The sequence below is a fragment of the Litoreibacter meonggei genome, assembly GCF_003663885.1.
In the GTDB taxonomy this organism is placed as follows: Bacteria; Pseudomonadota; Alphaproteobacteria; order Rhodobacterales; family Rhodobacteraceae; genus Litoreibacter; species Litoreibacter meonggei.
In genome coordinates this window covers 689620-715148 of the sequence record NZ_RCCE01000001.1, presented here as the reverse complement: position 1 = coordinate 715148, position 25529 = coordinate 689620, and the positions used below count along the sequence as shown (strand labels likewise).

The 25529-nt window shown below is 58.0% G+C and carries 31 protein-coding genes; 16 read left to right on the top strand and 15 right to left on the bottom strand.

The features are described from left to right. Window positions 1-24: 24 nt before the first annotated feature. From BCF46_RS03535 to BCF46_RS03525, 3 genes are all read left to right on the top strand, one after another. Window positions 25-915 (top strand): DMT family transporter, encoded by an 891-nt coding sequence (locus BCF46_RS03535; protein ID WP_121021760.1) that lies wholly within the window; start codon window positions 25-27, stop codon window positions 913-915. 13 nt (window positions 916-928) lie between these two features. Beyond that, on the top strand, window positions 929-1318 hold the full coding sequence (locus BCF46_RS03530) for a rhodanese-like domain-containing protein (RefSeq protein ID WP_121021758.1): 390 nt from the start codon (window positions 929-931) through the stop codon (window positions 1316-1318). Between the two features lie 115 nt (window positions 1319-1433). After that, a complete protein-coding gene (locus BCF46_RS03525) occupies window positions 1434-2330 on the top strand; it encodes an AraC family transcriptional regulator (protein ID WP_121021757.1) in 897 nt (298 codons plus the stop codon). Window positions 2331-2408: 78 nt separating this feature from the next. Here the strand turns inward: BCF46_RS03525 and BCF46_RS03520 are convergent, their stop codons facing one another. From BCF46_RS03520 to BCF46_RS03510, 3 genes are all read right to left on the bottom strand, one after another. After that, window positions 2409-2708 (bottom strand): hypothetical protein, encoded by a 300-nt coding sequence (locus tag BCF46_RS03520; RefSeq protein ID WP_121021755.1) that lies wholly within the window; start codon window positions 2706-2708, stop codon window positions 2409-2411. Window positions 2709-2847: 139 nt separating this feature from the next. Then, a complete protein-coding gene (locus tag BCF46_RS03515; RefSeq protein WP_121021753.1) occupies window positions 2848-3954 on the bottom strand; it encodes a class II histone deacetylase in 1107 nt (368 codons plus the stop codon). Further along, a complete protein-coding gene (locus BCF46_RS03510; protein ID WP_121021751.1) occupies window positions 3951-4187 on the bottom strand; it encodes a hypothetical protein in 237 nt (78 codons plus the stop codon). Before BCF46_RS03510 ends, BCF46_RS03515 begins: the two co-directional genes overlap by 4 nt. Before the next feature lie 131 nt (window positions 4188-4318). Here BCF46_RS03510 and BCF46_RS03505 point away from each other — a divergent pair, with 131 nt between their 5' ends. From BCF46_RS03505 to BCF46_RS03495, 3 genes are read left to right on the top strand one after another with little or no spacing between them, the layout of a single operon-like run. Continuing rightward, window positions 4319-5035 (top strand): M48 family metallopeptidase, encoded by a 717-nt coding sequence (locus BCF46_RS03505; protein WP_121021749.1) that lies wholly within the window; start codon window positions 4319-4321, stop codon window positions 5033-5035. After that, a complete protein-coding gene (locus BCF46_RS03500) occupies window positions 5032-5400 on the top strand; it encodes a diacylglycerol kinase (RefSeq protein ID WP_121021746.1) in 369 nt (122 codons plus the stop codon). The genes BCF46_RS03505 and BCF46_RS03500 overlap by 4 nt, the downstream gene beginning before the upstream one ends. Next, window positions 5397-5753 carry a YigZ family protein gene (locus BCF46_RS03495; RefSeq protein WP_121021745.1) on the top strand — a complete coding sequence of 119 codons (357 nt, stop codon included), beginning with the start codon at window positions 5397-5399 and terminating at the stop codon, window positions 5751-5753. The genes BCF46_RS03500 and BCF46_RS03495 overlap by 4 nt, the downstream gene beginning before the upstream one ends. 122 nt (window positions 5754-5875) lie before the next feature. Here the strand turns inward: BCF46_RS03495 and BCF46_RS03490 are convergent, their stop codons facing one another. From BCF46_RS03490 to BCF46_RS03470, 5 genes are all read right to left on the bottom strand, one after another. Continuing rightward, a complete protein-coding gene (locus tag BCF46_RS03490; RefSeq protein ID WP_121021743.1) occupies window positions 5876-6166 on the bottom strand; it encodes a hypothetical protein in 291 nt (96 codons plus the stop codon). 137 nt (window positions 6167-6303) lie between these two features. Further along, a complete protein-coding gene (locus tag BCF46_RS03485; RefSeq protein WP_121021741.1) occupies window positions 6304-6543 on the bottom strand; it encodes a CDGSH iron-sulfur domain-containing protein in 240 nt (79 codons plus the stop codon). 120 nt (window positions 6544-6663) lie between these two features. Then, window positions 6664-8013, bottom strand: a complete 1350-nt coding sequence (locus BCF46_RS03480) for a KAP family P-loop NTPase fold protein (RefSeq protein ID WP_170157851.1) — start codon at window positions 8011-8013, stop codon at window positions 6664-6666. Next, window positions 8010-9389: a 30S ribosomal protein S12 methylthiotransferase RimO gene (gene rimO, locus BCF46_RS03475; RefSeq protein WP_121021738.1), complete on the bottom strand. Its 1380-nt coding sequence runs from the start codon at window positions 9387-9389 to the stop codon at window positions 8010-8012. Before rimO ends, BCF46_RS03480 begins: the two co-directional genes overlap by 4 nt. A 74-nt stretch (window positions 9390-9463) precedes the next feature. Continuing rightward, window positions 9464-9826, bottom strand: coding sequence for a hypothetical protein (locus BCF46_RS03470; protein WP_147435938.1), 363 nt, complete (start codon window positions 9824-9826; stop codon window positions 9464-9466). Window positions 9827-10252: 426 nt separating this feature from the next. Between BCF46_RS03470 and BCF46_RS03465 the strand changes: the two genes are divergently transcribed. Next, the gene (locus tag BCF46_RS03465) at window positions 10253-11038 is read left to right on the top strand and encodes a hypothetical protein (RefSeq protein WP_147435936.1); all 786 of its coding nucleotides are present in this window, start codon (window positions 10253-10255) and stop codon (window positions 11036-11038) included. 63 nt (window positions 11039-11101) lie between these two features. Further along, window positions 11102-13099, top strand: coding sequence for an AsmA family protein (locus BCF46_RS03460; RefSeq protein ID WP_121021730.1), 1998 nt, complete (start codon window positions 11102-11104; stop codon window positions 13097-13099). A gap of 6 nt (window positions 13100-13105) precedes the next feature. On the opposite strand, the gene BCF46_RS03455 is transcribed toward BCF46_RS03460, so the two are convergent. From BCF46_RS03455 to BCF46_RS03445, 3 genes are all read right to left on the bottom strand, one after another. Beyond that, window positions 13106-13855 carry a hypothetical protein gene (locus tag BCF46_RS03455; RefSeq protein ID WP_147435935.1) on the bottom strand — a complete coding sequence of 250 codons (750 nt, stop codon included), beginning with the start codon at window positions 13853-13855 and terminating at the stop codon, window positions 13106-13108. Window positions 13856-13951: 96 nt separating this feature from the next. Continuing rightward, window positions 13952-14524 carry a GcrA family cell cycle regulator gene (locus BCF46_RS03450; protein ID WP_121021725.1) on the bottom strand — a complete coding sequence of 191 codons (573 nt, stop codon included), beginning with the start codon at window positions 14522-14524 and terminating at the stop codon, window positions 13952-13954. A gap of 284 nt (window positions 14525-14808) precedes the next feature. Next, window positions 14809-15414 (bottom strand): DMP19 family protein, encoded by a 606-nt coding sequence (locus BCF46_RS03445; protein ID WP_121021723.1) that lies wholly within the window; start codon window positions 15412-15414, stop codon window positions 14809-14811. 61 nt (window positions 15415-15475) lie between these two features. Here BCF46_RS03445 and BCF46_RS20060 point away from each other — a divergent pair, with 61 nt between their 5' ends. From BCF46_RS20060 to BCF46_RS03425, 5 genes are all read left to right on the top strand, one after another. After that, the gene (locus BCF46_RS20060) at window positions 15476-15610 is read left to right on the top strand and encodes a hypothetical protein (protein ID WP_281272081.1); all 135 of its coding nucleotides are present in this window, start codon (window positions 15476-15478) and stop codon (window positions 15608-15610) included. 168 nt (window positions 15611-15778) lie between these two features. Beyond that, on the top strand, window positions 15779-16957 hold the full coding sequence (locus tag BCF46_RS03440) for an aspartate aminotransferase family protein (protein WP_121021721.1): 1179 nt from the start codon (window positions 15779-15781) through the stop codon (window positions 16955-16957). Then, window positions 16954-17859: an ornithine carbamoyltransferase gene (gene argF, locus BCF46_RS03435; RefSeq protein WP_121021719.1), complete on the top strand. Its 906-nt coding sequence runs from the start codon at window positions 16954-16956 to the stop codon at window positions 17857-17859. The genes BCF46_RS03440 and argF overlap by 4 nt, the downstream gene beginning before the upstream one ends. Before the next feature lie 44 nt (window positions 17860-17903). Next, a complete protein-coding gene (locus tag BCF46_RS03430; RefSeq protein WP_121021717.1) occupies window positions 17904-18593 on the top strand; it encodes an RraA family protein in 690 nt (229 codons plus the stop codon). Between the two features lie 256 nt (window positions 18594-18849). Continuing rightward, on the top strand, window positions 18850-19359 hold the full coding sequence (locus tag BCF46_RS03425) for a fasciclin domain-containing protein (protein ID WP_121021715.1): 510 nt from the start codon (window positions 18850-18852) through the stop codon (window positions 19357-19359). Between the two features lie 65 nt (window positions 19360-19424). Here the strand turns inward: BCF46_RS03425 and BCF46_RS03420 are convergent, their stop codons facing one another. Together BCF46_RS03420 and metF are read right to left on the bottom strand one after the other, a co-directional pair. Next, entirely contained in the window at window positions 19425-19913 is a 489-nt protein-coding gene (locus tag BCF46_RS03420) for a PaaI family thioesterase (protein ID WP_121021713.1), read from the bottom strand. Window positions 19914-19986: 73 nt separating this feature from the next. Further along, window positions 19987-20850, bottom strand: coding sequence for a methylenetetrahydrofolate reductase [NAD(P)H] (metF, locus tag BCF46_RS03415; RefSeq protein WP_121021711.1), 864 nt, complete (start codon window positions 20848-20850; stop codon window positions 19987-19989). Window positions 20851-20938: 88 nt separating this feature from the next. On the opposite strand from metF, the gene BCF46_RS03410 reads away from it, so the two are divergent. Next, entirely contained in the window at window positions 20939-21856 is a 918-nt protein-coding gene (locus tag BCF46_RS03410; protein ID WP_121021709.1) for a LysR family transcriptional regulator, read from the top strand. Here BCF46_RS03410 and BCF46_RS03405 read toward each other — a convergent pair. Further along, window positions 21853-22764: a DMT family transporter gene (locus tag BCF46_RS03405; protein ID WP_121021707.1), complete on the bottom strand. Its 912-nt coding sequence runs from the start codon at window positions 22762-22764 to the stop codon at window positions 21853-21855. The genes BCF46_RS03410 and BCF46_RS03405 overlap by 4 nt on opposite strands. 100 nt (window positions 22765-22864) lie before the next feature. Between BCF46_RS03405 and BCF46_RS03400 the strand changes: the two genes are divergently transcribed. Both BCF46_RS03400 and BCF46_RS03395 read left to right on the top strand, forming a co-directional pair. Further along, window positions 22865-23656, top strand: a complete 792-nt coding sequence (locus BCF46_RS03400) for an inositol monophosphatase family protein (protein ID WP_121021705.1) — start codon at window positions 22865-22867, stop codon at window positions 23654-23656. A gap of 341 nt (window positions 23657-23997) precedes the next feature. Beyond that, the gene (locus BCF46_RS03395) at window positions 23998-24663 is read left to right on the top strand and encodes a DUF2306 domain-containing protein (RefSeq protein WP_121021703.1); all 666 of its coding nucleotides are present in this window, start codon (window positions 23998-24000) and stop codon (window positions 24661-24663) included. Window positions 24664-24723: 60 nt separating this feature from the next. Here BCF46_RS03395 and ygfZ read toward each other — a convergent pair whose 3' ends face one another. Then, window positions 24724-25479, bottom strand: a complete 756-nt coding sequence (gene ygfZ / locus BCF46_RS03390) for a CAF17-like 4Fe-4S cluster assembly/insertion protein YgfZ (RefSeq protein ID WP_121021701.1) — start codon at window positions 25477-25479, stop codon at window positions 24724-24726. Between the last annotated feature and the right edge of the window lie 50 nt (window positions 25480-25529).

Below are 25529 nucleotides of genomic sequence, written 5' to 3'. Positions count from 1 at the left end.
CATACGTCGCAACTGGAGAGACTTATGGCCCTGTGGATATACGTCTCGGTGTTTGCGGCCTTCATGCAAAACCTGCGGTTCATGCTGCAAAAGCACCTTAAGGCGACGAAGCTGTCGACTGGTGGTGCGACGTTCTCTAGGTTTCTGTATTCCAGCCCGTTGGTGGCGCTTGGCATCTGGGCGTATATGAGCGTGACGGATGCACCGTTTCCGGGTTTGAGCGGGAAGTTCTGGGCCTATGCGTTGTCCGGCGGGATCGGGCAAATTCTTGCGACCGCCTGCGTCGTGGCGCTGTTTGCAGAGCGCAACTTTGCCGTGGGCATCGTGTTCAAGAAAACCGAAGTCGTGCTGACCGCGCTGTTGGGGCTGGTGGTGCTGGGCGAGGGCGTGTCGCCCCTTGGCGTGGTCGCCATCGCCATCGGGTTCGCGGGCGTTGTGTTGCTATCCGACCCGCCAAAGGGCGGCGCGCGGTTTTTCAACAAGGCGGCAGGGTTCGGACTGGGCTCGGGGCTGTTGTTCGGGGTCTCTGCCGTGGGCTATCGCGGGGCCGCGTTGCAGATCGACAGCCCCGATGTGATTGTGCGGGCAGGCGTTAGTCTGGCCGTGGCCACGGCGTTCCAGACGTTGATTATGGCCGCGTGGCTGGCCTGGCGCGACAAGGGCGAAATCGGACGCGTCGTTGCCTCGTGGCGGGTGTCGTCGCTGGTCGGTGTGACGTCGATGTGTGGCTCTTTCGGGTGGTTCGTGGCGTTTGCGTTGCAAAACGCAGCCTATGTGAAAGCAGTGGGGCAGGTGGAATTGGTGTTCACCTTTCTGGCGTCCTACTTCATCTTCAAGGAGCGCAGCACGCCCAAGGAGCTGGCGGGGATTGCGTTGATCGTGGTCAGCATTCTGGTGCTGGTTGCGGCACTATAGCGGAGGACGGGACATGGCTTTGAAGGTAACGGCAGCGCAGATGGTGGAGCGCGCACGGGCGCGGATCGAAGAAGTCGAGACCGTGGACGCGATTGCCATGGTGGACGACCCTAACGTGGTGATCGTGGATTTGCGCGACGTGCGGGAGCGGCAACGCAGCGGCTACGTGCCGGGCAGCTTTCACTGCCCGCGCGGCATGGCGGAGTTTTGGGTGGACCCTGACAGCCCTTATTTCAAAGAGGTCTTCGCGCAGGACAAGAAATTCGTGTTCCACTGTGCATCCGGCTGGCGGTCTGCGCTGACGGTGGCGACACTGAACGACATGGGGTTCGAGGCGGCGCATCTGCGCGAGGGGTTTTCCACATGGGAAGCGCAGGGCGGGCCGGTCCAGCGCGACACGTAACGTACAGGGGGTCAATTTCCGGCGTTCACTTGTTTTTGAAACTCCCTCTCTTGACCCTGAGGTTGGCCATCCATATCTAAACCGAATAGTTCAATTTTGAACCGAGGGACTTTAGATGGGCAAGCAAACCGAGCGATTTTGGCTAAATCCCGAGCTGGAAACAAAGACGCCAGCACTGCTTGCGCATTCCAGTCTTGATGGGCTCCTGCGCTTTGAATATCGCGAAGACGAACCGGGCTCGCTGCCCCCGCAGGTGCATGCGCATAACAGTCTGATCATTTCCGTGCAGGACACGCCCATTCGGGTCATCGCGGACCGTGACGGGCGTACTGAACGCTTCACCATGGAGGCGGGTCATATTGCTGTGGCACTGGCTGGATCGTTGACCGCCTGGCAATGGCTTGACCCTGCGAAGGTGATCATAATCCATGTGAACCCGACCGTGATGCGGCGGTTTGTGCAAACCGAGCTGAAAGTTGTTCCGAACGGGCATCGTTTTGAAAATACGATCTTTTTCCATGACGCTGACGTCAGACATGCCGCCGAGCGCATGAAGGATACTTTGGAGGCTGACGAGCTGGGTTCCAGCGTTGTGTTCGACGCCTTGGCGCGGATGTTTCTTGTGCTGATGGTCAAACGCTACTGCAAAAAAGACCACACCGACGCGGCATTTGACCAGCGCTTTGGTCCGGAGCAATACGCGCAGGTGGTCACCTTTGTTGAGGACCATCTGGCGGAGAAGATAAATCCGGCGCAACTGGCCTCGGAACTGGGAATGAGCGAGGCTGCGTTCTCGCGTAAATTCAAAGCGACGGTCGGTGAGACTCCGATGCGCTTTGTGACGCAAGTCCGCCTTGAGGTCGCGAGCCGCTTGTTGGGGGAAGGTGTGCAGTCGCTGGCCCAAATCGCGGCGCAGTGCGGCTTTGCCGATCAGGCGCATCTGTCGCGCAGTTTCAAACAGCATCTGGGTGTCTCCCCCAGCCAGTTTCGCGCCGATCAAGTGCACGCATAAATAAACCCCGGTTGATGTGAACCAACCGGGGTTTTTTCGACTGACCGTGTACTACTCGCGTAGTGCTGGGGAAGGTGATCAGTCGTATGCGCCGATGAACATCTTAGCCAGTTCAGCGTTTGTGTAGGCGTCAGGGGATACGCCCATGTTCTTGGCAAGCTGCAAGTGACCTTGCGAGTTGCGGGTCGTTTGTGCAGGGGCTGCGATCACGATCTGGTTGTCGATATCGTCGCCGGACAGTTTCTTAACGGCGATTGTTTGAGCCGCTTCAGATGCGTTTTGGCCCGCGCGCTGTGCGCCAAATTTTTCGGCAGGCGTTTCTGCAAGAACAGGTGCAGCGGCGAGGGCGAGAGCGGCTGTGAGGGTGATCAGTTTCATGTCTAGGGTCCTTTTCTTCGGTTTACATCGCGGTGGGGAATGTTCGGCCCGCTGTTGATGATTTGAAGATAGCGATCGCGGCGACGTTTGCCTTGAACGGCAGCCGCAACGATTTGAACCAGAGCGTCAAAGTGAGGTTTTAGGAGAAAAAACTTTCCAGTTCGGTGATGAATTCGCTGTGCATACGGACAAGCCGCTCGGACGGTTGGCGCAGCGCGAAGGTCTCGCCAAGCGGATCTTCGGCGGTGATCGAGCTGCCTGACAATTGTTGCAGCACGTTGTGGCCACAGAACGGGACGTAGACTTCGGAATATCCGCCCTCATGGACGAGCACGAGCCTGTCGTCGCACAGGTCTGATGCGGCTTCCATCGTCATTTCGGTTAGGGTGCGGAAGGTCTCGGCGGTGGCCATCATGCGTGACAACGGGTCGATGGCCGCAGCGTCATAGCCGCAGGCGACAATAATTACGTCGGGTCGAAAATCGGTGAGCGCAGGTAGCACAAGGCGTTCCATGGCCTCCAGATATAGCGCGTGTCCGCCGCCAGGGGGCAGAGGTATGTTCATGTTGTAGCCGTCACCTGCACCCACGCCGCGATCTTCCGCATCGCCCGTGTCCATGGGGTAGTTGCGTTCCTGATGCAGCGAGATCGTCAACACGTCGTCGCGGTCATAGAAAATCGCCTCGGTCCCGTTGCCGTGATGCACATCCCAGTCGATGACCGCGACGCGGTCCGTCAAACGGTGCTCTAAGGCGGCCTCGACGGCGATGGCGATATTGGCCAGCAGGCAAAAGCCGTTGGGGAAGTCCGGCAGGCAGTGGTGGCCCGGTGGACGGGACAGGGCGTAAGAGTTGGTCATGTCGCCTTGCAGGACCGAGAATAACGCGCCTTTGGCGAGGCCCGCCGACAGCGTTGCAATCTCGAACCCGCCTTGGGCAAATGGTGTGCGCAACCCCATGCTGCCACCACCTGCGTCGGACTTTTCTTTGAACTTGCGCAGGAATGTTTCTGGATGAACACGCAGCAAGTCGTCCCAAGACGCGTTCGCGACGGAGCGGGAGTGAAGCTCTTGGGTAAGCCCCGTGACGTCGAGCAGGTTTTTCAACCGTCGCTTGGTTTCAGGGTTTTCAGGCAATCCACCTGCCGCCAAGGGTTGAACCAATCCGCCAATTGGCACGGTGAACGCAAAGTCGCCGCCCGCGTGCCAGAAGCATTTCTCGTCCCAGAAAAAGCCGGTTTTGGTCATGGCTTACCCTCCAAGCGATAACTTCCTTCCGGTAAATCCAAGGCCGCAGCCAGATCGCGGAGCTGTTGCAGCGAAAACGTCAGTTTCTGAATGCGGTCCGTGTGCGGGTCGAGTTGCTCCACTGTTATGCAATCGTCAAAGGCGTTGATCGATACGTCTCCCTGCAAGTGATGCTCGCCTTCATCTATGAGCGTGATCAGGGTGGCGTCGAACTCGTGCTCGATGGTGAACATTGGGCCTCCGGCAAGGTTTGGTCTGAGCTCACCGTAGGGTGGGACGGCGCAAAATTGCAAATGCTGATCTCTGGGCTTGGCGCGGCAGAGCTGGGGGGGTACATTCAGGAAAAACGTGAAGAGGGTTATCGATGCGCTTAATGCTATCATTTATTGCCGCCACCGCTTTGGGGGCGTGTACGGTCGAGACTGCTGACACGCCTGCGTCCCAGCCAGCACCCGCGCCAACGGCCACTGCTAAAAAGGCGTCACCCCCGAAAGTGTCATCGCGCACGGCGGTTGCAAACTTCAAAGCGGTGGTCCGTCAGGTTGAGCCCGTCGCGGAGAGCCAGTGTCGGGCGCGTGCTCCTGACTTGAACTGCGATTTCAAGATCGTGGTGGACGAGCGGACCAATCAACCTCCCAACGCTTTCCAAACGCTCGACAAATCCGGCCGCCCTATTTTGGGCTTTACCATCGCGCTGATCGCGGATGCGCGCAACCGTGACGAAATCGCCTTTGTTATGGGCCATGAAGCGGCGCACCACATTTCCAAGCACCTTGCCAAGCAGCAGCAGACCGCCATTGGCGGGGCTATTATTGGTGGCATTATCGCGGCGTCCGTCGGCCTTGATGTGAACGCGGGCCAGCAACTGGGTGGCACTGTGGGCGCGCGGGCCTACTCTAAAAACAACGAGCTGGAGGCTGACGCCTTGGGCACGGTGATCGCCAAGCGGGCAGGGTACAACCCTGTGCGTGGGGCCGAATTCTTTACCCGCATCCCTGATCCGGGCGACCGGTTCCTTGGGACGCATCCGCCCAACGCGAGCCGCATCGAGACGGTGCGCAAGGTGAATTCCCAGCTTTGAGCAGCTTTGTCCCGCGCGAGTGGCGGCGCTTGCTGAACCGCTGCCTCTGGTCGTGGGAGGGCGTCGTTGCAATCTGGCGGGAGGAGCCGAGTTTTCGGTTCTGGTTTACCGTCAACATTTGCTCCGTAGGGCTGGCATTCTGGTTGCCGTTGAGTGTCGAGGGGCGGGCGCTGATTGTGGCGCTTGGCCTTGTTTTACTGGCTGCGGAGGCGCTGAACACTGGCGTGGAGGCGGCGGTAGACCGCTCTGGCATGGCGCATGACGCTTTGGGGAAATACGCCAAGGATGCAGCCAGCGCGGGGGTGGCATTCGCCGCGATTGCGGCGGGACTGGCTTGGGTAATCCTGATCTATGGGTTGCTGTGATCCAGCTTGAAAATATCCTGACAGATCGTGGGTCCAAATACGCTGTGTCGGGTGGCCCTGTGACCACGCGAGAAGACGCGGCGGGGTTTGTTAAGACGCTGAAGCGCAACAAGAAATACGCCAAGGCCACGCATAATACGTGGGCGGTGATCCTGCCTGACGGCACGCCGGTGAAGAACGATGATGGCGAGGCGGGGGCGGGGATGGTGATCCTGCGGATGCTGGAGCGCGAAGAGGTCACGGGCGAGGTCGTCGTGGTTACGCGCTGGTTTGGCGGGGTCAAATTGGGCGGGGACCGGTTCCGTCGGGTGCAGGATTGCGTGCGGATGTATTTGGACGCGCGGAAGGGTTAACGCACCGCGCGAGGGGTCGGCAAAGCGTCTGCACAGTGTCGGCTATGCGTCGGGCAGGATTTCGGAGTGTTCGGCGGCGTTAAGGTTTGAGGGTGTGGCGGGGGTGACCCCCGCCCTAAATGTTATACGCGCCAGTCGGCCACGACGTCATAGGTGTGGGTCGTGGGCTGCTCCACCAGATACTCCGAGAACGCGCCCCAGAGAGCTTTGATCTTCTCGAGCGTCTCGGGGCTGCTTTCCGCGTTGTCGGTGGTGGAGATCACATAGCCGGTGCCGTCGGTGTCATTGGACACATTCAGAAAACTGTGCTGGCCTTCCAGCGCCATGATCTTGTCCTTGAGGGCATTCATGACCTTGGTCGCGGCGGCCTGCGAGCCGGGCTTCATTTTGTACGGGGTAATACGTGCATACATGGTGTCTTCCTTTGTCATGCAAATGAACATTAGAGACGTATGCCCCGCGAGCATGAAGGCGCGGGACACGGGGGAGTGTAGCACGAAATTGGAGTTCGGTGTGTGAGTTCGGCGGGGGTGGCGGGGTGAACCCCGCCCTACAGCTTGTTGTGGGTGCCGTCGCAGGTGACGGGGGTGGCGGAGTGTTTGCAGCCGCAGAAGAAGACTTTTTTGGTTTCCGTGGCTTCGAATTTCACCGGAGTGAACTCGGAGCCTTTGTGCGAGCCGTCACAAAACGGCTGCTTGGCGGACTGGCCGCAGGCGCACCAGAAATAGGATTTGCCAGCCTCGACCTCGACGGGGAAGGGGGCTTTTTGGGTGATGGTTGGGGGTGGCATGTTGGGGTGCTCCTTTGTGGGGTGAAGTCAGCTTACGGCGTTGGGAGCGGAATGGAAGCGTGGTGAGTAATGCAAGACATTGAGATGAAATGTTTGGCGAAGAACCCTTCAATACGACAACTAAACTAAATGCCAAGTTTCTACTGAGTCTTGTGCAAAGTTTCTCAAAGTATCTTCGTAGACATCTGAAGTGAAACCTCCAAAAGCATTCCGTGTTTGATCTAACGTTTTTTCATCACATGGGAACTGCGTTAATCGCGTCCATAGCGACCAGATCAACATTTTTTGGTGGTTGTATTTCGGGGATGCGCTGTCCACTGTTGGGCGATTGAATTCGGTGTTTTGATCGCAGTATCCATACAAAACCCCTATGTCGGTTACTGTCACGGTACCAGCCAGTATTTTCTTATAGATTGGCGGAGCGAACTGTCTCGCAATTATACTTGTTACGGAAATTTCTTGATACCCATGGTACATGTCCGAGATATTTGATGGTAGTAAGCTAAGTGCAAAACAGAGCTGATCGATATCGCGCAAGCTTACGTACTTTTCTCGAGTTAGCTCGCCTATACGTCTTGAGGTCAGCTCTTTGATATCAGAGGGGATATCGTATTTCTCACAGCATTTCTCAAGGTATTTTTTGGGATTGGAGTTTTTCTCATGCCGCTGATAGTTACTTGACTCAATGTTGCTAGTGACATTGATAAATTTCTTTAAGTACTGAGTAGCGTCAATGCCTGCGCCGTATCGTGCAGTAACAGCATTCTCAAGCATTGAAAGATTGACGCCAAGAATGAAGTGTATCCGTGGTTGATCGAAAAAGTGCTTGATATGTTCAAGCAATAACAGAGCATAATCAGGTCTACATCGATCAAGTTCGTCAATAATTATCGTTAATTTGGGTTCTTCGCCATCTTTTCCTGATACAAGTTCGCTTAGAGCTTCTTTGAATGTCTCCATCGCTTTTATTTTTGTTTCGTTACCTTCCCATAGCGAGCCAATTTTATTATCCACTTCTTTAGCGGTAGCCTTGATGGCCTCGTCGACTGCGGCACCTGCAAGCTCAGTTGCGCCATAACTAGCGATAGCTAAGCCAATCCTAGCGACAGGCTTCACTATGGCCTTGGTTGCAGTCTTCAATTTCGTAAGAGACGAACTTTTTCCGTAACCTTTCCGTTGGTCAATTATGCGGTAGACCAAACTGGTTAGTGGATCATCCAGAAAGTCGTGTTCGAATGCATCAAAAAAAACTAGTTTTGAAACCCCCTCAAAATCGGTTTCGTGTGCGTTTTTCCACATGTGTAGGAAGGTGGTTTTGCCACTTCCCCAATTGCCGTCAAGGGCAAGTACCAAAGGTTGCTCTGCATTATCTACTAGATCGGTTAGGCGCTTAGCGAATTCGGAGCGTCCCAATACGTCATTCTTAGAAAAGGTACTTTTAGAAATACTGTTTTGATCTGACTCGCTCAAGCCAACGTCCCCCACAAATCATACTCCCCAGCCTCATCCACCAGAACGTCAACCATATCTCCAGCCTTCAACCCCTCGAACCCTTCGTCGATGAACAGGTTCCCGTCGATCTCGGGCGCATCTGACGTGGTGCGGCATGTGGCTCCGTCGTCCTCCACCTCGTCCACGATCACCTGAATAGTGGTGCCGACTTTTGCGGCGAGTTTGGCCTCGGATATGGCTTGGGCCTTTTCCATGAAGCGGTCCCAGCGGTCTTGTTTGACCTCGGCCGCCACATGGTCGGGCAGAGCGTTGGAGCGGGCGCCGTCGACGTTTTCGTATTGGAAGCAGCCGACGCGGTCCAGTTGCGCCTCGTCCAGCCAGTCGAGGAGGTGCTGGAACTCGGCCTCCGTCTCGCCGGGGTAGCCGACGATGAAGGTGGAGCGCAGCGTGATGTCGGGGCAGTCGGTGCGCCATGCGCGGATCTCGTCCAGCGTGCGGGACGCGGCGGCGGGGCGGGCCATGCGTTTGAGCGTGTCGGGATGGGCGTGCTGGAACGGGATGTCGAGATAGGGGAGGATCGCGTTCGCGGGATCGGCCATCAGCGGGATCAGCTCGCGCACATGGGGGTAGGGGTAGACGTAGTGCAGCCGGACCCACAGGTCCTTTTGCGCGCCTAGTTGGCCCAGCTCGCGGGCAAGGTCGAGGATCGGGGCCTTGGACGGGCGGTCGGCCCAGTCGGTGCCATAGGCGGAGGTGTCCTGGGAGATGACGAGCAGTTCCTTGACGCCGGCCTCCACCAGCTTTTCGGCCTCGCGGATCACCGCCTTTTGCGGGCGGGAGGCGAGGCGGCCGCGCATGTCGGGGATGATGCAGAACTTGCACTTGTGGTTACAGCCCTCGGAGATTTTGAGGTAGCTGTAGTGGCGCGGCGTGAGGGTGACGCCGGTGGCGGGCAGCAGGTCGATGAAGGGATCGGGGGAGGGCGGCACGGCGGTGTGGACGGCGTCGAGGACCTGCTCGTACTGGTGCGGGCCGGTGACGGCGAGGATGGCGGGGTGGTGCTCGCGGATATAGTCGGGCTCGGCACCTAGGCAGCCGGTGACGATGACCTTGCCGTTTTCCTGCAGGGCCTCGCCGATGGCGTCGAGGGATTCCGCCTTGGCGCTGTCGAGGAAGCCGCAGGTGTTGACGATCACCGCCTCCGCGCCCGCGTAGTCGGGGGAGATGGCGTAGCCTTCGGCGCGGAGTCTTGTGAGGATGCGCTCACTATCCACCAGCGCCTTGGGGCAGCCGAGGGAGACCATGCCGATTTTCGGCTGGTCGTCGCGGGTGGGTTCGCGCAGCTGGAGCTTCGGCGCAAGGTCGGGGCGGAGGTTTGGGGGGTTCTGGGCCATGAGGGGGCGTATACGACGGACTGGAGGTGGGGGGAAGTGGGAGGATTTCTATCGAATTGCGTTAGTCTTAATCGTTATGCGGTATTAGAAACGTAAATACCCCAACTTATCAACGCAGCGGGTAAAACAAATGCCGCTGCAACAAATATGCGGTGCCCTAAGCTATCTGCGGGCAGTAGTTTTGCCAGATTCCCGACAAACTGGCCCAGTCCTATGAGAAAAACCAAAGCGAGGAAGAGGAGGGGGAAAACAAGAATGAATCCGCCGGAGCTGGTAACGCTCTGCGCAAATAGCCAAAGTGGTGTGGCAATAGCGCCGGATACCATCATGATGGCGATACCGTAGATGAAACGAGATCTAACAGTAGATATGAGAGCTGCGCTTAACCCAGCATAAAATGGGAGCAGGATTATGGCGGCAATGATGAGAGTAACCATGGATATCATTTAAAATTTTATTGTGGCGAAACAAAAGCAACTATTCATACAAAAGACAATAAACCAAACGGAGGCTGACTAAGAGACAGGCGCCTCGATGAAAAGTGAAATGCCTTTTCTTGGTTACTCTAGTTTGTTCAGCACTTAGCTATCGCATATATTATGCAAAGGTCATGAACCTCTGAAATTGAAGGCGGGCATATTTTCAGCAATTTTAAATTTTTCATGATCCGCTGTCATAATTTCAGCATAATTAGTCAGTACTACTTACCCAATCTTCATTCTGCTTGAAAAGGAGGCTTCAGCGGCCCTAGGCCGCGTGTTATGGGACTTATTATTAAATCATTCACTCTTTCGTTTGGCGTCTTAGGGCGCATGATCCTTCCACTCTTTGCCATCGTGATCGCGTCGTCCATTGTGTGGGGCTTGCTAAGCTTCGCCACAGCTGGATATGCAGATTACTTGAGCGGACCAATCACGGCGACCTTCATCAGCCTGTTTGGCATTCGCACGGCCCTTTCTCTCATGGGTGATCACCGCCGCACGGGATATGACATTCTGGCTCTATACTCTGTTTTGTACGGCGTATTCATCCTTGTCGCCAAAGGTGGAGTGCTTTTGCTGTCTAACATTGTCGCTGTGGTCTACGCGGATTGGTCGCTTGGCGACGCCATATCGCTTCGCAGTTTTAAGAGCGCGGAAGAGTCGCTTCAGTTTTTATTTGCGTTTCAGGCTTTTAGCGCGAAAGCGATTGTGTCTTTGGTGATGTATACGATTGTCTATGTGGTCATGGCCGTACCGCTCGCCAATGCTGCACGTGCTGCGGGTCAAGGAGCAACGAGTGTCGGCTTTTTCAGCGGGTTTGGACGCAGTTTTGTCCCGCTGTTTTGCATCTTCGCCGTGGTGTTTTTCCTTCAGTTTTTCTTCAACATGTTCACGTTTTTCCTTGCGATTGTGCCTCTCTTTCTTTCGGTCATATCAATTGTCTTATTTCAAACCGTTCCTAACATTGATCTCGATACTATTTTGAGAGGAATAGCAGCGAGTGCTGGTTTGTTATGGCTTCATTCTTGGGTCTGGACGGCTTCGGCAGTGGCGCTAGTAAAGAACGACGAAAGCTCTCCGCAGCCGCGTGAGGTATCGCCTCCTCAGGAGACGGTGGCCGTCGACATACAGGCTTTGCGGAAATCGCGTCAGGCGGGGCTGCGCTAAACCGTTGTAGCTTGGCGGGGGACGTCTTACCTTGGGGGAAAGCCCATAAGAGGAGCAGGCCCCATGCGTTGGATTATCCGGATTGCGATTACGTTGATCACCCTTGTGGTGCTCGCCGTGGCGGGGTTGTTTTTGATCCCCACGGCCAAGATCGCGCGGTTTGCGGAAGGGCAGTTCGAGAAGAACACGGGCCGCGCGCTCAGCATTGCGGGGGATGTGTCGCCGCAGATATTCCCGCGCTTGGGGGTGAAGCTGGAGGACGTGGCGATCTCCAACGCGGAGTGGTCGGGCAAGGGGCCGATGCTGGAAGCGGCGTCGATGGAGATGGGTGTGGGGTTCTCGGCGTTGCTGGGCGGCGATATCGTCGTTGAGGCGTTCGACATCCAGTCGCCGGTGATCCGGTTGGAGAAGTCTAAAGACGGCAAAGCCAATTGGGATTTCGTGAGCGAGTTGGGCGGCGGCGAGGATGGAGGCGGCTCGGCGGATGTGTCGCTGCCTTTGGCGCAGATCACCAATGGCTCGGTCGAGTTTGTCGACGCGCAGGCGGGGCAGTCTTACGCGCTGACCGCACTGGATGCGACGGTGAAATTGGTGGACCTGAAGGGGGCCGGACGTGTGGAGTTGTCGGCGCTGTATAAAGGCCAACCGGTGAAGCTCGCGGGCGTGGTTAATGGCGTGCAACAGTTACTGGACGGCGGCGTGCAGGGCGTGGACCTGACCGCAAGCGCAGGCGGGAACACGGTGACGTTCAAGGGCAATGCCGGACTGGACCCTATGCAGGCCAAGGGCGCTGTGACGGGGGCGGTGGGCGATCAGGTGGCGCTGTTTGCGCTGATGGATCAAGTGGCACCGCGTATTCCCGAGGGGTTGGGGCAAAAAGTCAAAGTGACGGGTGACCTGACGCTGACGGCGGACAATCAGGTGTTTTTGCGCGGCGCGACGATTGATCTTGACCAGAACCAACTGACCGGCGCGCTGGATGTGGCGCTGAAAGACACGCCCTATGTGACCGCGCGGCTGGTGGCGGGGAGTTTGGATTTCTCGGCGATGAGTACGGATACGTCCGAGGGCGATGGCGCTGCCAACGCCGGTGCGGGCGGCTGGTCCGACGCGCGGCTTGATGTGTCGGGCCTGTCGGGCGTGAACGGGGAGTTCTCGCTGAAGGCGGACGCGATTGATCTGGGGTCGCTGCAACTGGCGGGGACGGACATGAAAGGCACGCTGAACCAGTCGCGGCTGGTACTTGATTTGACCAATGTGGGCGTGTTCGACGGGGCGGTAGCGGGCCAGTTCGTGGTAAACGGGCGTGGCGGCTTGTCGGTTGGGGGCGACCTGAAAGCGTCCAGCGTGGCGATGCAAAAGCTGCTGACGGATTTCGCGGGCTTTGACCGGCTGGTAGGGGACGCCTCCATGTCGCTGAAATTTCTGGGCGTCGGTGACACGATGAACGAGATCATGAATGGGCTGAAAGGCTCTGGCCGCATGGATGTTGGCAGCGGGGAGTTGCTGGGGCTGGATATTGCGGGGATGATCAAGAACCTTGATGCGTCCTATCGGGGCGAAGGCTCCAAGACGGTGTTTGATGATATTACCGCCAGCTTCACGATCGAGGGCGGGGTGCTGAGCAACTCGGACCTGAATTTCGCGGCGGAGCTGTTGACGGCGACGGGCAACGGGGTGGTCGATCTGGGGGGGCAGACGATTGAGTACCGGCTTGTCCCGGTGGCTTTGGCGGGACGTTTGAAAGACGGCATCCGCGTGCCGGTGATCATCGAGGGGCCTTGGAGTGACATCCGCTTCCGCCCTGACCTGAAAGCGCTGATTGATACCGAACTTGAAGCGCAGAAAGAGAAATTGAAAGCGCAAGCCAAGGCAAAGGAAGAAGAGCTTCGGGCCAAGGCGAAAGTCAAAGAAGAAGAGCTGAAGGCCAAGGCTGCCGCCAAGCTACAGGACGAGCTGGGAGTGGAGCGCACCGAGGGCCAAAGCGTCGAGGATGCGTTGAAGCAAGGGCTTGAGAACAAGGCGAAAGACGCGTTGCGGGGATTGCTGGGGGGGAACTAGCGCCCGCTACTTCCTGCGCCACTTATTGGTGACCGATGTGGCAAAGACAAGGTATTCTCCGAGCACCATGTAGCCCGCGGGGGCGACCCAAGGCTTTGGGGACGGGTACTTGTATTCGCGGGCACTCGCTGACGCGCTTTTCGACTTCAGCAACCCGTCCCAAGGTTGCGGCCCCACAAAGCTGGGGGCGGCGTTGGACTGGACCTCGGGGGTGTAGAGCTCGTCAATCGTTTTGGCACCATCCTTTATATAGGCATCATAGAAGAATGTTTGGCGCATGTTGGTTTCTGGATTTGGTGTTGGCATCATCGAGACGCGCCCGACGATCAGCACGCCACCGTGCATTTTGATGCCAGCAACGATCTCGTCCGACATATTCTGCAGGGTTCTCCAAAGCTTGTCGTTTATGGAGTTCAAATGATGGCGCGATATCGCCATTAAGCCGACCTCGGCTGCGGCAGACGTTGCGCCTTGGCCAACGCCAACCCGACGCTGGGCGCTTGTATGTGGCACTGCGGGTTTGGCGAATGGATTCCTCATCGGAGCGATTTTTCCAGATACGCGTTTGCCGCGTGGCAGTTTTCCGAACTTTTTAGTGGAATCCGCGCCTGTGGGGCCTTTGGGGTTGTAGTTGTGTTCGCCAAAAAACTTGATGTCCTCACCCGGAACATAGGCCGATGATGTAGGGCTTTGCAGCATCGAGTAGCGAATGCCACCTACTTCTTTCCACAGTATGGAAACCCGTTCGTTGCCCATGGAGCACCTATAAATTTTTTAATCAATTAGGCAGAAAAAAAACGCCACACCCGAAAGGGTATGGCGCTTTGTTTCATTTGACAAGCTTGCGTGACGCTACCGGCGACGGTCGCGGCGGGCGGACATGGGCTGGAACGCGACGCCGACATGGGCCTCGCAATAGGGTTTGCCTTGTTGGGCTGGCAGGCCGCAGAACCAGAAATCCTCGGTCGCGGGGTCGCCTACGGGCCATTTGCAGGTCCGCTCGGTCAACTCCATGACGGACAGTTTCTTGGCCTTTTTTTCGACTTCGCGCACGGAGGCCAGCGCCTCGGGGCTGATTTCGTTGGCGGAAGGCTGTGGCGGTAGGGGCTGGCCCGCGGTCACGATCAGCTTGGGGCGGCCAAGAGGGCGATTGACCGGAGCGGCCGGTTTTGCCTCGGTTTCGGCTGCTGCCTTGGGTTTCTCGGCCGGCTTGGGCTTGGGCTTGGCTGCGGGCTTTGCCTTGGGTGTGGAGGCAGCTTTGGCCGGGCTTGCGCCGCCGGAGCGGTTGGACAGGCCCAAACGGTGCACCTTGCCGATCACCGCATTGCGGGTCACGCCGCCCAATTCCTTGGCGATCTGCGAGGCGGATTTTCCCTCGCCCCACATCTTTTTCAACACTTCGACGCGATCATCGGTCCATGACATGCGGTGTAGCCTCTTCAAACGACAAACCGCCCTACAGAATTGCGGGGGCGGTGTGTTCTTTTCCAGTTGCCCCTAATTTAGAGGCCAATGCGTCGGGATACAAGTTTGGATCAGTCCGCGTCTTGCGGGGGCGGTGCGAAAGGGGCGCGATGCGGGCTGGAGGGATGTTGAGGGAGTCAGATAGTTGGGCCTTCAGGCTGACAAATGAACCAACAAAGGTCTTCGAGTTTCGTGCGGGGAATGACGGTTTGAGCCCAGAGCAGATATATTTGGGTTGCGGATCTTTAGTTGCTTAAATGCTTGAATTGCTCAGGATTTTTCTCCACAAAATCTAACACTTTTGTTTCTAGCTCAGTGAACCAGTTATTCGCATCCTCATTCCTGTTTTTAGCGTAAGCAGAAGTGTCGATCTCTTCAACAGCAACGGAGTCAATCAACTCATCTGCTGTCTCTAACGCTTTCCAGAAATCGCCTAGATCGCCCCCTTGAGCGATGGGAGACAATTCGGCATGTGTCTCTATCACGTCGAGCAATGGTGATGCCGCGGTCTTGTAAGAGGCCAAGAACTCTGCTGGAGCCCAATCCTTAAGCACGGTCTCAGCATCACGTATAAGGCCCGGACAATTGGAGAAAAACTGTTCTGCGCCACCATTCAAAACCTGTCCACTGAAACAAACGGTTGTATATAGAAGCCATTGACCCTCCGTCATGTTTCCAGCAGCGACTTGCGATCTAAGGGTCGCCAATGGAAAAGTCTGATTCAACTCACGGACATGCTGTTCGATTGGTCTAGGGAAGTAATCTTCAAAGTAGTCATGAATCTGATAGCTGATTGGCTCACCCGATTTACGTTTAAGCCTTGTGTTCGAGTCAACTTTCAGTACCGCCATCAATCTCTCCAAATTATAAGATGCGTTGCAAGTAACGTACTCGTCTATCTACGGGCCAACAATGCAGAAACCTTCTGTCTTGGACGGCAGCAATGTCCGCATAGCTGACCTCTACATGCTGTGTGTCGAGAATCCGGCGGAGTGGTATTTGGCGGGGCATGAGAAAAATCTGGACAGCGTGCGCGGCGGGGCTTAGGTGCGGTCCCATGATCAAGACCGCACATATCATTTCGCTGCGACGCCGACGCTAATCTAGCGTCCGATCATCCGTGCGCATGGCGCACCTCTCTACCCTCATTCAAATTGACTTGCTCCGGAACATCCTCAATATCTGGATTTCCTCTGCGTAAAGGATACCCACGCGATGATACCTGCCGTACTGCCGACCTATTCACGGGCGAAAATGAGCTTTGAGACTGGCGAAGGAAGCTGGCTTATAGATCGCGATGGCACCCGATATCTGGACATGGCCGGCGGCATCGCGGTGACGGGCTTGGGCCATGCGCACCCGACCTTGGTGAAGGTGGTGCAAGATCAGGCGGCGAAGCTGTGGCATACGTCGAACCTGTATCACATCCCGCATCAAGAGGAGTTGGCAGATAAGCTGCGCGAGGCGACGTTTGCGGATACCATGTTCTTCACCAACTCCGGTGCGGAGGCGATGGAGTGCGCGATCAAGATGGCGCGGAAATACTGGTATGACAAAGGCCAGCCGGAGCGGGTGAATATCATCACCTTTACGGGCTCCTTCCACGGGCGGACCTTGGCGACGATCTCGGCGGCGGGATCTGAGAAGCTGACCAAGGGGTTTGGCCCTTTGTTGCCGGGGTTCATCAACCTGACCGCGGGCGACCACGATGCGTTGCAAGAGGCGTTGGACGACACGATTGCAGCGGTGATCGTGGAGCCGGTGCAGGGCGAGGGCGGGATTATTCCGCTGCCGGATGCCTGCCTGAAAGGTCTGCGCGATATGTGCGACAGCACGGGCGCGCTGCTGATTTTCGATGAAATTCAATGTGGTATGGGCCGGACGGGCAAGCTGTTCGCGCATGAGTGGTCTGGTATCACGCCCGATATCATGGCGGTGGCCAAGGGCATCGGCAACGGCTTCCCGCTGGGCGCGTGTCTGGCCACTGAAGATGCTGCGAGCGGGATGACGGCTGGCACCCATGGCTCGACCTATGGGGGGAACCCATTGGCCTGTGCTGTGGGCTGTGCGGTGATGGATATTGTCGCGGATCACGCGTTCTTGGAGGACGTATCGCGCAAATCTGGCCTGTTGCGTCAGAGCCTTGAGGGGCTGGTGGCGTCTCACCCGACGATTTTCGAGCTGGTGCGTGGGGCTGGTCTGATGATCGGGGTCAAGTGCGTGGTGGCGAACACGGATGTGGTGCAGGCTGGTTATGCTGAGCACCTGCTGACTGTTCCGGGCGGCGACAATGTGATCCGGTTGTTGCCCGCGATGACCATCTCTGACGACGAAATCAAGGAGGCCGTGGCGCGGTTGGATAGGGCGGCGACAGCCTTGGAGGGCGCGGCATGAAGCATTTTCTGGACATCCACAAAACCGACCCTGCCGACCTGCGGCAGATCATCGACACCGCGCTTTCGGTGAAGAAATCCCGCGCGGGCCGCCCCAAGGGGGCTTTGGATGACGAGCTGCCGCTGAAAGACCACATGGTCGCGCTGATCTTCGAGAAACCGTCGACGCGGACGCGGGTGTCGTTCGACGTGGGCGTGCGGCAGATGGGGGGGCAGACGATGGTGCTGTCCGGCTCCGATATGCAGTTGGGCCATGGCGAGACGATTGCCGACACCGCCCGCGTGCTGTCGCGCTATGTCGATCTGATCATGATGCGGACCTTTGAGGAAGACACGCTGCTGGAGATGGCCGAATACGCCACCGTGCCGGTGATCAACGGGCTGACGGACCGCACGCATCCGTGCCAGATCATGGCCGATATCCTGACATTTGAGGAGCTTAACGGGCCGATCAAAGGCAAGAAGGTCGTGTGGGCCGGTGACGGGAACAATGTGTTCGCCAGCTTCGCCCATGCGGCCAAGCAGTTCGAGTTCGATCTGGTGTTCTCCGGCCCACCGCCGTTGGACCCGGAGGCGTCGCTGGATGGCTTGTATTCCATCGAACGCAACCCGCAGACGGCTGTTGAGGGGGCGGATTTGGTGGTCACCGATACGTGGGTTTCCATGCATGATCCGCAATCGGCGCGGGAGCGGCGGCACAACCAGCTGCGCGGCTATCAGGTCAACAAGGAGTTGATGGACCACGCCAAGCCAGACGCCTTGTTCATGCATTGCCTGCCAGCGCACCGCGATGATGAAGCAACGTCCGAAGTTATGGACGGACCAAACTCGGTGATCTTTGACGAGGCTGAAAACCGCCTGCACGCGCAAAAGGCCGTGATGCGGTGGTGTCTGGAAAGCTGATCGGAGCCGATGCGTCAAAGTTACGCCTTTGAGAGGAGTGCACCATGATCGAAGAACCCAAATCTCTACGGATCGGGCCGGATGTGGGGCGCAGGCCATCGGTTGAACAAGTCGCTGCGTTTCAAGGCGTGCCTACCGGGTTCGTGGTGGATGCGATGTTCGGGGTGGGCGCGATGTGCGTTGATATTTCGCCGCTGGACACCAGTAATGTCCAAGTGGCCGGCCCGGCGTTGACGGCGGAGAACAGGCCGTCGGATATATTGGCGACCTTGGGATGCCTGCGATACCTCAAGGCCGGCGACGTGCTGATCGGCTCCGCGCAAGGCTGGCAGGGCTGTGCCGCTGCGGGGGACCGCGTTGCGGGCATGGCGAAGAACGCGGGGGCTGTGGCCTTCGTGACCGATGGGCCGATGCGCGACTATGACGGGATTTTGGAGGTGGGACTGCCGTGCTGGTGTACCGGGCTCAATCCGGGTTCGCCTTTTGGCACGGGGCCGGGGCAGGTTGGTACGCGGGTCATGGTGGGCGGACAGCCGGTCGAGACCGGAGACATGATCGTGGCGGACCGTGACGGCGTCGTGGTTGTTCCCTTTGCCAAGATCGACGACGTCGCCGCGCGCTTGGGGGCGATACAGGATATGGAACTGGAGCTTGATGCCGAGGTTCGGAAGGGGTTGGTTTTGCCCGACCCGATAGCCGCCCTTCTCGATAGCGACAAAACCGAAGTGATGTAGAAGGTTGCGGACAGGGCCACATTTGGCAAGCCGCGCGCGGCCCTGTCTGCCTCCCTGCTGTGCAGTGGAGTACGCCTTACAGATACGTGGTGCTTCGTAAATTAACAGGCGTATTGACGAACACGTGATGCGCAAATCTGCCTAACATCTTGGTCACGACATATAACAGGGCCGTGATCTGGTGATCCCAATCAACGGCCAAGCGTATTCCCTTACACATGCCAAAAGCGTGATTGCAAAAAGGGAAACAAGATCAATGAAAAATATCCTCAAGACTTTGACCATCGTGACGACCATGGCCGCAGGGAGCGCGTCCGCCGAAAACATTGTGGAGATCGCTTCGGGCGACGAGCGGTTCTCGACCTTGGTGGCTGCTGTCGGTGCCGCCGGGTTGGCTGAAACACTGTCAGGCCCCGGTCCATTTACCGTCTTTGCCCCGGTGAATGATGCATTCGCCGCGCTGCCCGCAGGTACTGTCGAGACGCTGCTCAAGCCCGAAAACAAAGCCCAGTTGACCGACGTGCTGCTTTACCATGTGGATGACCGCAACTTGACGGCCGAGAAAATTCCAAACGGCTCCAACTACTTCAAACCCATTCTGGCGTCCCAGCGTTTGTGTATCACCAAAGGTTCCGGTGGTGTGTCCATCGCGGATGGCACGGGAGACACGGCGAATGTGGTGATTGCCAACATCAAGGCCGATAATGGTGTGATCCATGTGATTGATAAGGTGTTGTTGCCGGGCAAACGTCCGGCTTGCCACTAATTTTTGCTAAGATCGTACCCCGCCAAAGCAGCGTCTTTGGCGGGGTATTTGCGACGCTTTCTGTTCTATTTTGGCGTCATGATGATGCAAGTCGTGGAGCCTGTGGCGTAGAGTTTGCCGTCGTCCACGCCGATGATTTTACCTATGGCGACGCCTGTGGACCGGCCTGCGTGCTCGACCGTGCCGATGCAATCCACCATCATGCCGGACGGGATCGGGCGGATGATATTTACCTTATATTCCAACGTCGTATAGACTGACCCCTTTGCGACGCGGGTCATCACCGCGCAGGCCATCGCGCTGTCGAGCAGGGTGCCGTACCAGCCGCCGTGGACAGTTCCACTGGGGTTCATGTGGTCAAACTTGGGAGCGCCGCGAAAGACGACCTCGTCGAGTTTCACACTGTGCAATCGGTAGTTTAGCCCCGTGGCGATTGGTGCCATTGGCAGCTCGCCATTCAGTACCCTTTCCATGAAATCCAAGCCGGACATGGACAAGATCGTCTCGCGGGTCGGGAGCTGGTCCGGGCTTTTTGGAAAGAATTGTTCGGGCATCTGGGCGGGCCTGTCTTCTTGGGAGTGTCGGGGAGACGGTAAGAGACAGGCCCGCGCGGTGCAACCGGCAGGGTTATGCCACTTGCGCCAAAGCCACTTTCTGGGTCACGCCAAGGGCCGCGCAGATGTCGCGGGTCAGCTCGGGGCGGTTCAGGGTGTAGAAGTGCAGGTGGTCCACGCCGCCATCGACAAGGTCGGAGCACAACTCGGTCACCACGGATTGCGCCAGCAGGTCGTGGCGGTCGTCGCGGATGGCGGTGGCGAAGGCTTCCTCCAGCCATGCGGGCACATGCGTGCCGCAGCGTTTGGCGAAGTTGCTGGCGCGGGTCCAGTCCTCGATCGGGAAGATGCCCGGCAGGATCGGCTTGTCGATGCCTGCTTTTACGCAGGCATCGCGGAAGCGGAAGAAGGTGTCCGCCTCGAAGAAGAACTGGGTGATCGCCGCATCTGCGCCCGCATCGAATTTGCGCTTCAGGTAGGCGATGTTGGCGTCCATGGAGCCCGCCTCGGGGTGGCTGTCAGGGTAGGCACCGACGCGGATCGTGGCGTCGGTCTCGGTTTTCAGCGCCTCGATCAACTCGATGGAGGAGGCGAAGCCGTTATCGGTGGCCGTAAAGTCCTGACCTTTGGGCGCATCACCACGCAGTGCGACGATGTCGGTCACGCCCGACTTGATGTAATCGCGGGCGATGGCGAGGGTTTCCTCGCGGGTGGCGTCAACGCAGGTCAGGTGAGCCGCGACGCGCAGGTCGGTGGCTTTGTGCAGGGCGGTGACGGCCTCGTGCGTCAACTCGCGCGTTGTGCCGCTTGCGCCGTAGGTGACAGAGACGAAGGTCGGGTCCAGCGGGGCAAGCGTCTGGATGGTGTCCCAGAGGCGGAAGCTGGCTTCGACGGATTTAGGCGGGAAGAATTCGAACGAGACGTTGGGGCGGGTCATGGCGGGTATCCTATTGGGGTTGATGCCTTGTGCCATGCCGTGCCATGTGAGACAAATTCATAACTTTCACCATCATTATGAGGATCGTATGCATATCGAGTTTCGCCACCTCCGTACCGTGCGTGCCATTCACGAGGCGGGCGGTCTGGCCAAGGCCGCCGACCGGCTGAATATCACCCAAAGTGCGCTGAGCCATCAGATCAAAGGACTTGAGGATCAGGCGGGGGTGGAGCTGTTTATCCGCCGTGCCAAACCGATGAAGCTGACCTCGGCGGGGATGAAGCTGCTGCGCTTGGCGGAACGCATCTTGCCGGAGGTCGAGGCGATGCAGGCGGATTTCGAAGGGCTTCGGGTTGGCAAGACGGGGCGGCTGCACATCGCGATTGAGTGCCATGCCTGTTTTGAATGGCTGTTTCCGGTGCTGGAGGGCTTCCGCAAGAACTGGCCCGACGTGGATGTGGATATCCGCCCCGGTCTGTCTTTTGACGGGTTGCCGGCATTGATGCGGGAAGAGGTCGACTTGGTTGTATCCTCGGACCCGGAAGACCTGCCGGGCGTGGATTTCACCCCGTTGTTTGACTACGAGCCGGTGTTCGTCGCGTCCTCGCAGAACCCGTTGGCGCAGAAAGAGTATATCGAGGCAGAGGACTTTCGCGACCAGTTACTGATCACTTATCCCGTGGACCGCACGCGGCTGGACGTGTTCACCGAGTTGCTCGCCCCAGCGGGGGTGGAGCCGAAAGCTATGCGGCAAGTGGAACTGACGGCGGTGATCTTGCTGCTGGTCGCGTCCAACCGTGGCGTTGCGGTGCTGCCCGATTGGGTGGTGCGGGAGGTGCGCTATAATTCTGATTACGTCACGCGGCCTTTGACCAAGGGCGGGCGCACCAAGCGGCTTTATGCGGCGACGCGGACCGAGGATACGTCGAAGCCGTTTATGGCGAATGTGATCCGGCTGGCACGCACCGAGCCTTTGAAGCTGCAACGCCAGCCCGAAAAGGCCTAAGCCGCGGGCGGCACCAGTTTGGCCAAGTTACGCTCCCGCATCAGGATGTAGAGGCCTGCGGCCATGGTGATGCAGATGCCGAGCATCGCGAGACCGTTGGGCCAGTCGCCGAAGACCGCGAAGCCGACCATCGTGGCGATGGGGATTTCCAGATACTGGATCGGAGCGACGGTGGCGGAGGGTACGAAGCGCAGGCTCCACGTCATGACCAGATGCGCGAAGGTGCCAAGCAGGCCGATGGCCAAGAGCATGGACCAGACATTGGTCCCTTCGGGCATGACAAGCTGGAATTGCTCAATCGTATCCGTGCCGGGGATGAAGTACATGGCGGCAAGAATGATGGTGGCGACGATGCCGCTGACGGCTTGGAGGCTGATCGGGTCGGCATGTTTGGCGACCTGCCGCGTGACCAGCATGAACAGGGCGAAAACTACGGCGACCACCAGAGGGAGCAAGGCAGGGGCGCCGACGGCGGCGAAGCTGGGCTGGATCACGAACAACGTGCCGATGAAACCCACGACACATGCCAAAAGACGGCGCACGCCGACTTCTTCGTCCAGCACGTATTTGCCCAGCAGCAGCATGATGAAGGGCATGACGAAGGCGATAGCGACCGCGTCGGCCAAGGGCAGGAAGCGCAAGCTAGAGAACATCGCCCCGATGCCGATGATATGGAGCACCGAGCGCAGCACGGTGAGCCGCAACACGCGGCCTGACATCAGCAATGTGCGGCCTGTGAGCAGCGCTAGCGGGATTAGCACCGCCGTTTGTACCCCGAAGCGGGTCAGAAGCAGCTGGCCCAGTGGAATACTTTCGCCCAACAGCTTCGCCAGCGCATCGCCCATGGGGGCGAGGATGCAAAAGCCGATCATGAGCATGATGCCAAGAAGGGGACGGTCAGCGGACATGACGCGACGCTCGTTCAAATGCGTCGCATCTGCAAGGGCTTTCCCTATGCGGTGGATGGGTCTATACGCGCCTCCAAACCTCTCCACAGGATGATGACCCATGCAAGGCAGCGCAAACCTTAACGTAATGATCAAAGCCGCACGCGTGGCTGGCCGGTCGCTGGTAAAAGACTTTCGCGAAGTCGAGAACCTTCAGGTCTCGATGAAGGGGGCGGGGGATTTCGTGTCCCGTGCGGACACCGCTGCGGAGGCCATCATCAAGGAACAACTGATGGATGCGCGCCCGACCTATGGTTGGGTTGGCGAGGAAAGCGACCCGATCGAGGGTACGGATCCGACGCGGCGCTGGATCGTCGATCCGCTGGACGGCACGACCAACTTTCTGCACGGCATGCCGCATTTTGCGGTGTCGATTGCGTTGGAGCATAAGGGCGAGATCGTTTCCGCCGTTGTGTATGACCCCGCCAAGGACGAAATGTTCGTCGCTGAAAAAGGCGAGGGCGCGTTTATGAACGAGCAGCGCCTGCGCGTGTCGGGGCGTCACAAGATGATCGAAAGCGTGTTTGCGACGGGTATCCCGTTCGGTGGCAGCAAATACCTGCCAGCCGCGTTGCAAGACCTTGCGCGTCTGGCTCCGCAATGTTCCGGCATACGCCGTTGGGGTGCTGCTGCCTTGGATCTGGCTTACGTCGCTGCTGGCCGTTACGACGGCTACTGGGAGCGGGGCCTGAACATCTGGGATATCGCGGGTGGTGTGCTGTTGGTCCAAGAATCCGGCGGCTTTATCGAGCCGATCCGCGAAGGCCAAAGCCTGCTGGAAGGTGGCCAGATGATCGCGGCCAACCCTGACATTTTTCCGGCGTTTGCCAAGACAATCCGCGAACGGGGCTAAGTCCCGTTTAGCGAACTGAGCATGACCATCGGGCGGGTGCATAGCGCCCGGCCCAATGGCCGACTTTGTTGCAGTGCCACACGAACTTGCTTTGTAGTGTCATTCGAGCGCGAACCGGCGGACGGATAGCGCTCCTTTGATGTGAACGCTGTCTTTGTTCACTCGATCATTTATGCATATCCGATCTTAATAAATGCGCAATTTCGCATTCGGTCCACGCCACTTATACCAAACGGAATCAAACTTGTACGCGGGACGACGTCATCTACTGACGCGTTGACCCGCAACGATGGCGCGAACAATCGGGCCATCGGTCCGGCTCTTTACCGAAAAGGTATCCTATGAACACGCAAACAAGACGTGAGGCGGGCCTCTTCGCCCTGATCTGCGTATATTCGTTCATTCCGGTGATTGGTGGGTTGATACGTCTTCTTGAGCTCTCGGGCGGCCCCGCAATTGCACCGGAAAATCTGCGGGCCTTGTCCAACCCAATACCCATTTCGGTTCACATTCTTAGCAGCGCTCTGTTTTGCATCGGTGGTGCGCTCCAGTTCTTACCGGAGTTCAGACGTCGCCACCCCAAAGCGCATCGTGTGATGGGCCGCTACATTGCCGTTTCCGGCCTTCTCTCCGCGATGACGGGGGTGTGGATGACGCATTTCTACCTGTTCCCGGAAGACCTCCAAGGGAACCTGCTTTATTGGGTTCGAATGGTGTTAGGCCCCACGATGATCGCGCTGATCATTTTCGCCGTGGTCGCAATCAGGTCGCGTAACGTCTTCCTGCACAGCAGTTTTATGCTGCGCGCCTATGTGATCGGTCAGGGCGCATCGACACAGGCCATCTTGGGCATTTTCTGGATCATCATCACGGGTGCGGAAGCCACCGGGCCAATGCGGGATTTCATCATGATATCCGCATGGGGGCTCAACCTTGCCGTCGGAGAAATGCTGATTTGGACGCTACTCAAGCCCATGTGGCTGCGGCGTCAACGGCGGGCCGTGTAGGAGCGGTCTTTTCCAAAAGTTCGACCTGGAGTGAACTCACGTGACAAGCGGTCTGCCAGATCACTCCCGTATGTAATCCACCCGAGCGTCGCCCGCCGTCATCCCTTCGGTCGCGCGGTCGAAGCGGAGGTAGGCAATCGCCCGCCCGCCCGACTGGGTGTAGAGCGTGCCGACCGCTTTGTTGTTCGCGTCGATGGGGCTGCGCACAGGGGCTTCGCCGTCGATATTTACTAAAGCCAGACCTTTGCGCAGCGCGGTCTTGTGCTTCATGCGGGCGGTGACCTCCTGGCCGACGTAGCAGCCTTTGCGGAAGTCGACGCCGTTGAGCCGGTCGAAGCCCATTTCCAGAATGAAGCTGTCGTCGGCGACCAGTTCTATGCCCATCTCGGGGATGCAATGGGCTACACGGATCGCGTCCCAATCCACATCCGTTTGATCGACAAACGCAAAGCCCGGCCCGTAAGCGCGCCAACCGAGCGCGTCGTGGCGCGGATCGGGATAGGCCCCGTCCGGCATGTTGCCCACACCGCGTGTCACATCAACCTTCAACTCCTGCAGCTTCACATCGGCGCGCAGCTTGTAGAAGGTCAGCCGCCGCATCAGCGCCTCGCCGTAGGCGGCAGCGACGTCGATCAGGATCGCGTCCTTCCACGGTACCAGAAAGAAATCGACCTGAAACTTGCCTTGCGGGGTCAGCAATGCCGCATAGACGATACCATCCGACAACTTGGCCAGATCATTGGTGACCAGTCCTTGCAGGAAATCCTCGCGGTCGCTGCCGCTTACTTCGATCAACATGCGTGTGCTGTCTGGCATTTGGTTCTCCGTGTTCTCTTTGCTCTGTCATATAGGAGGCTGGGGTGGGT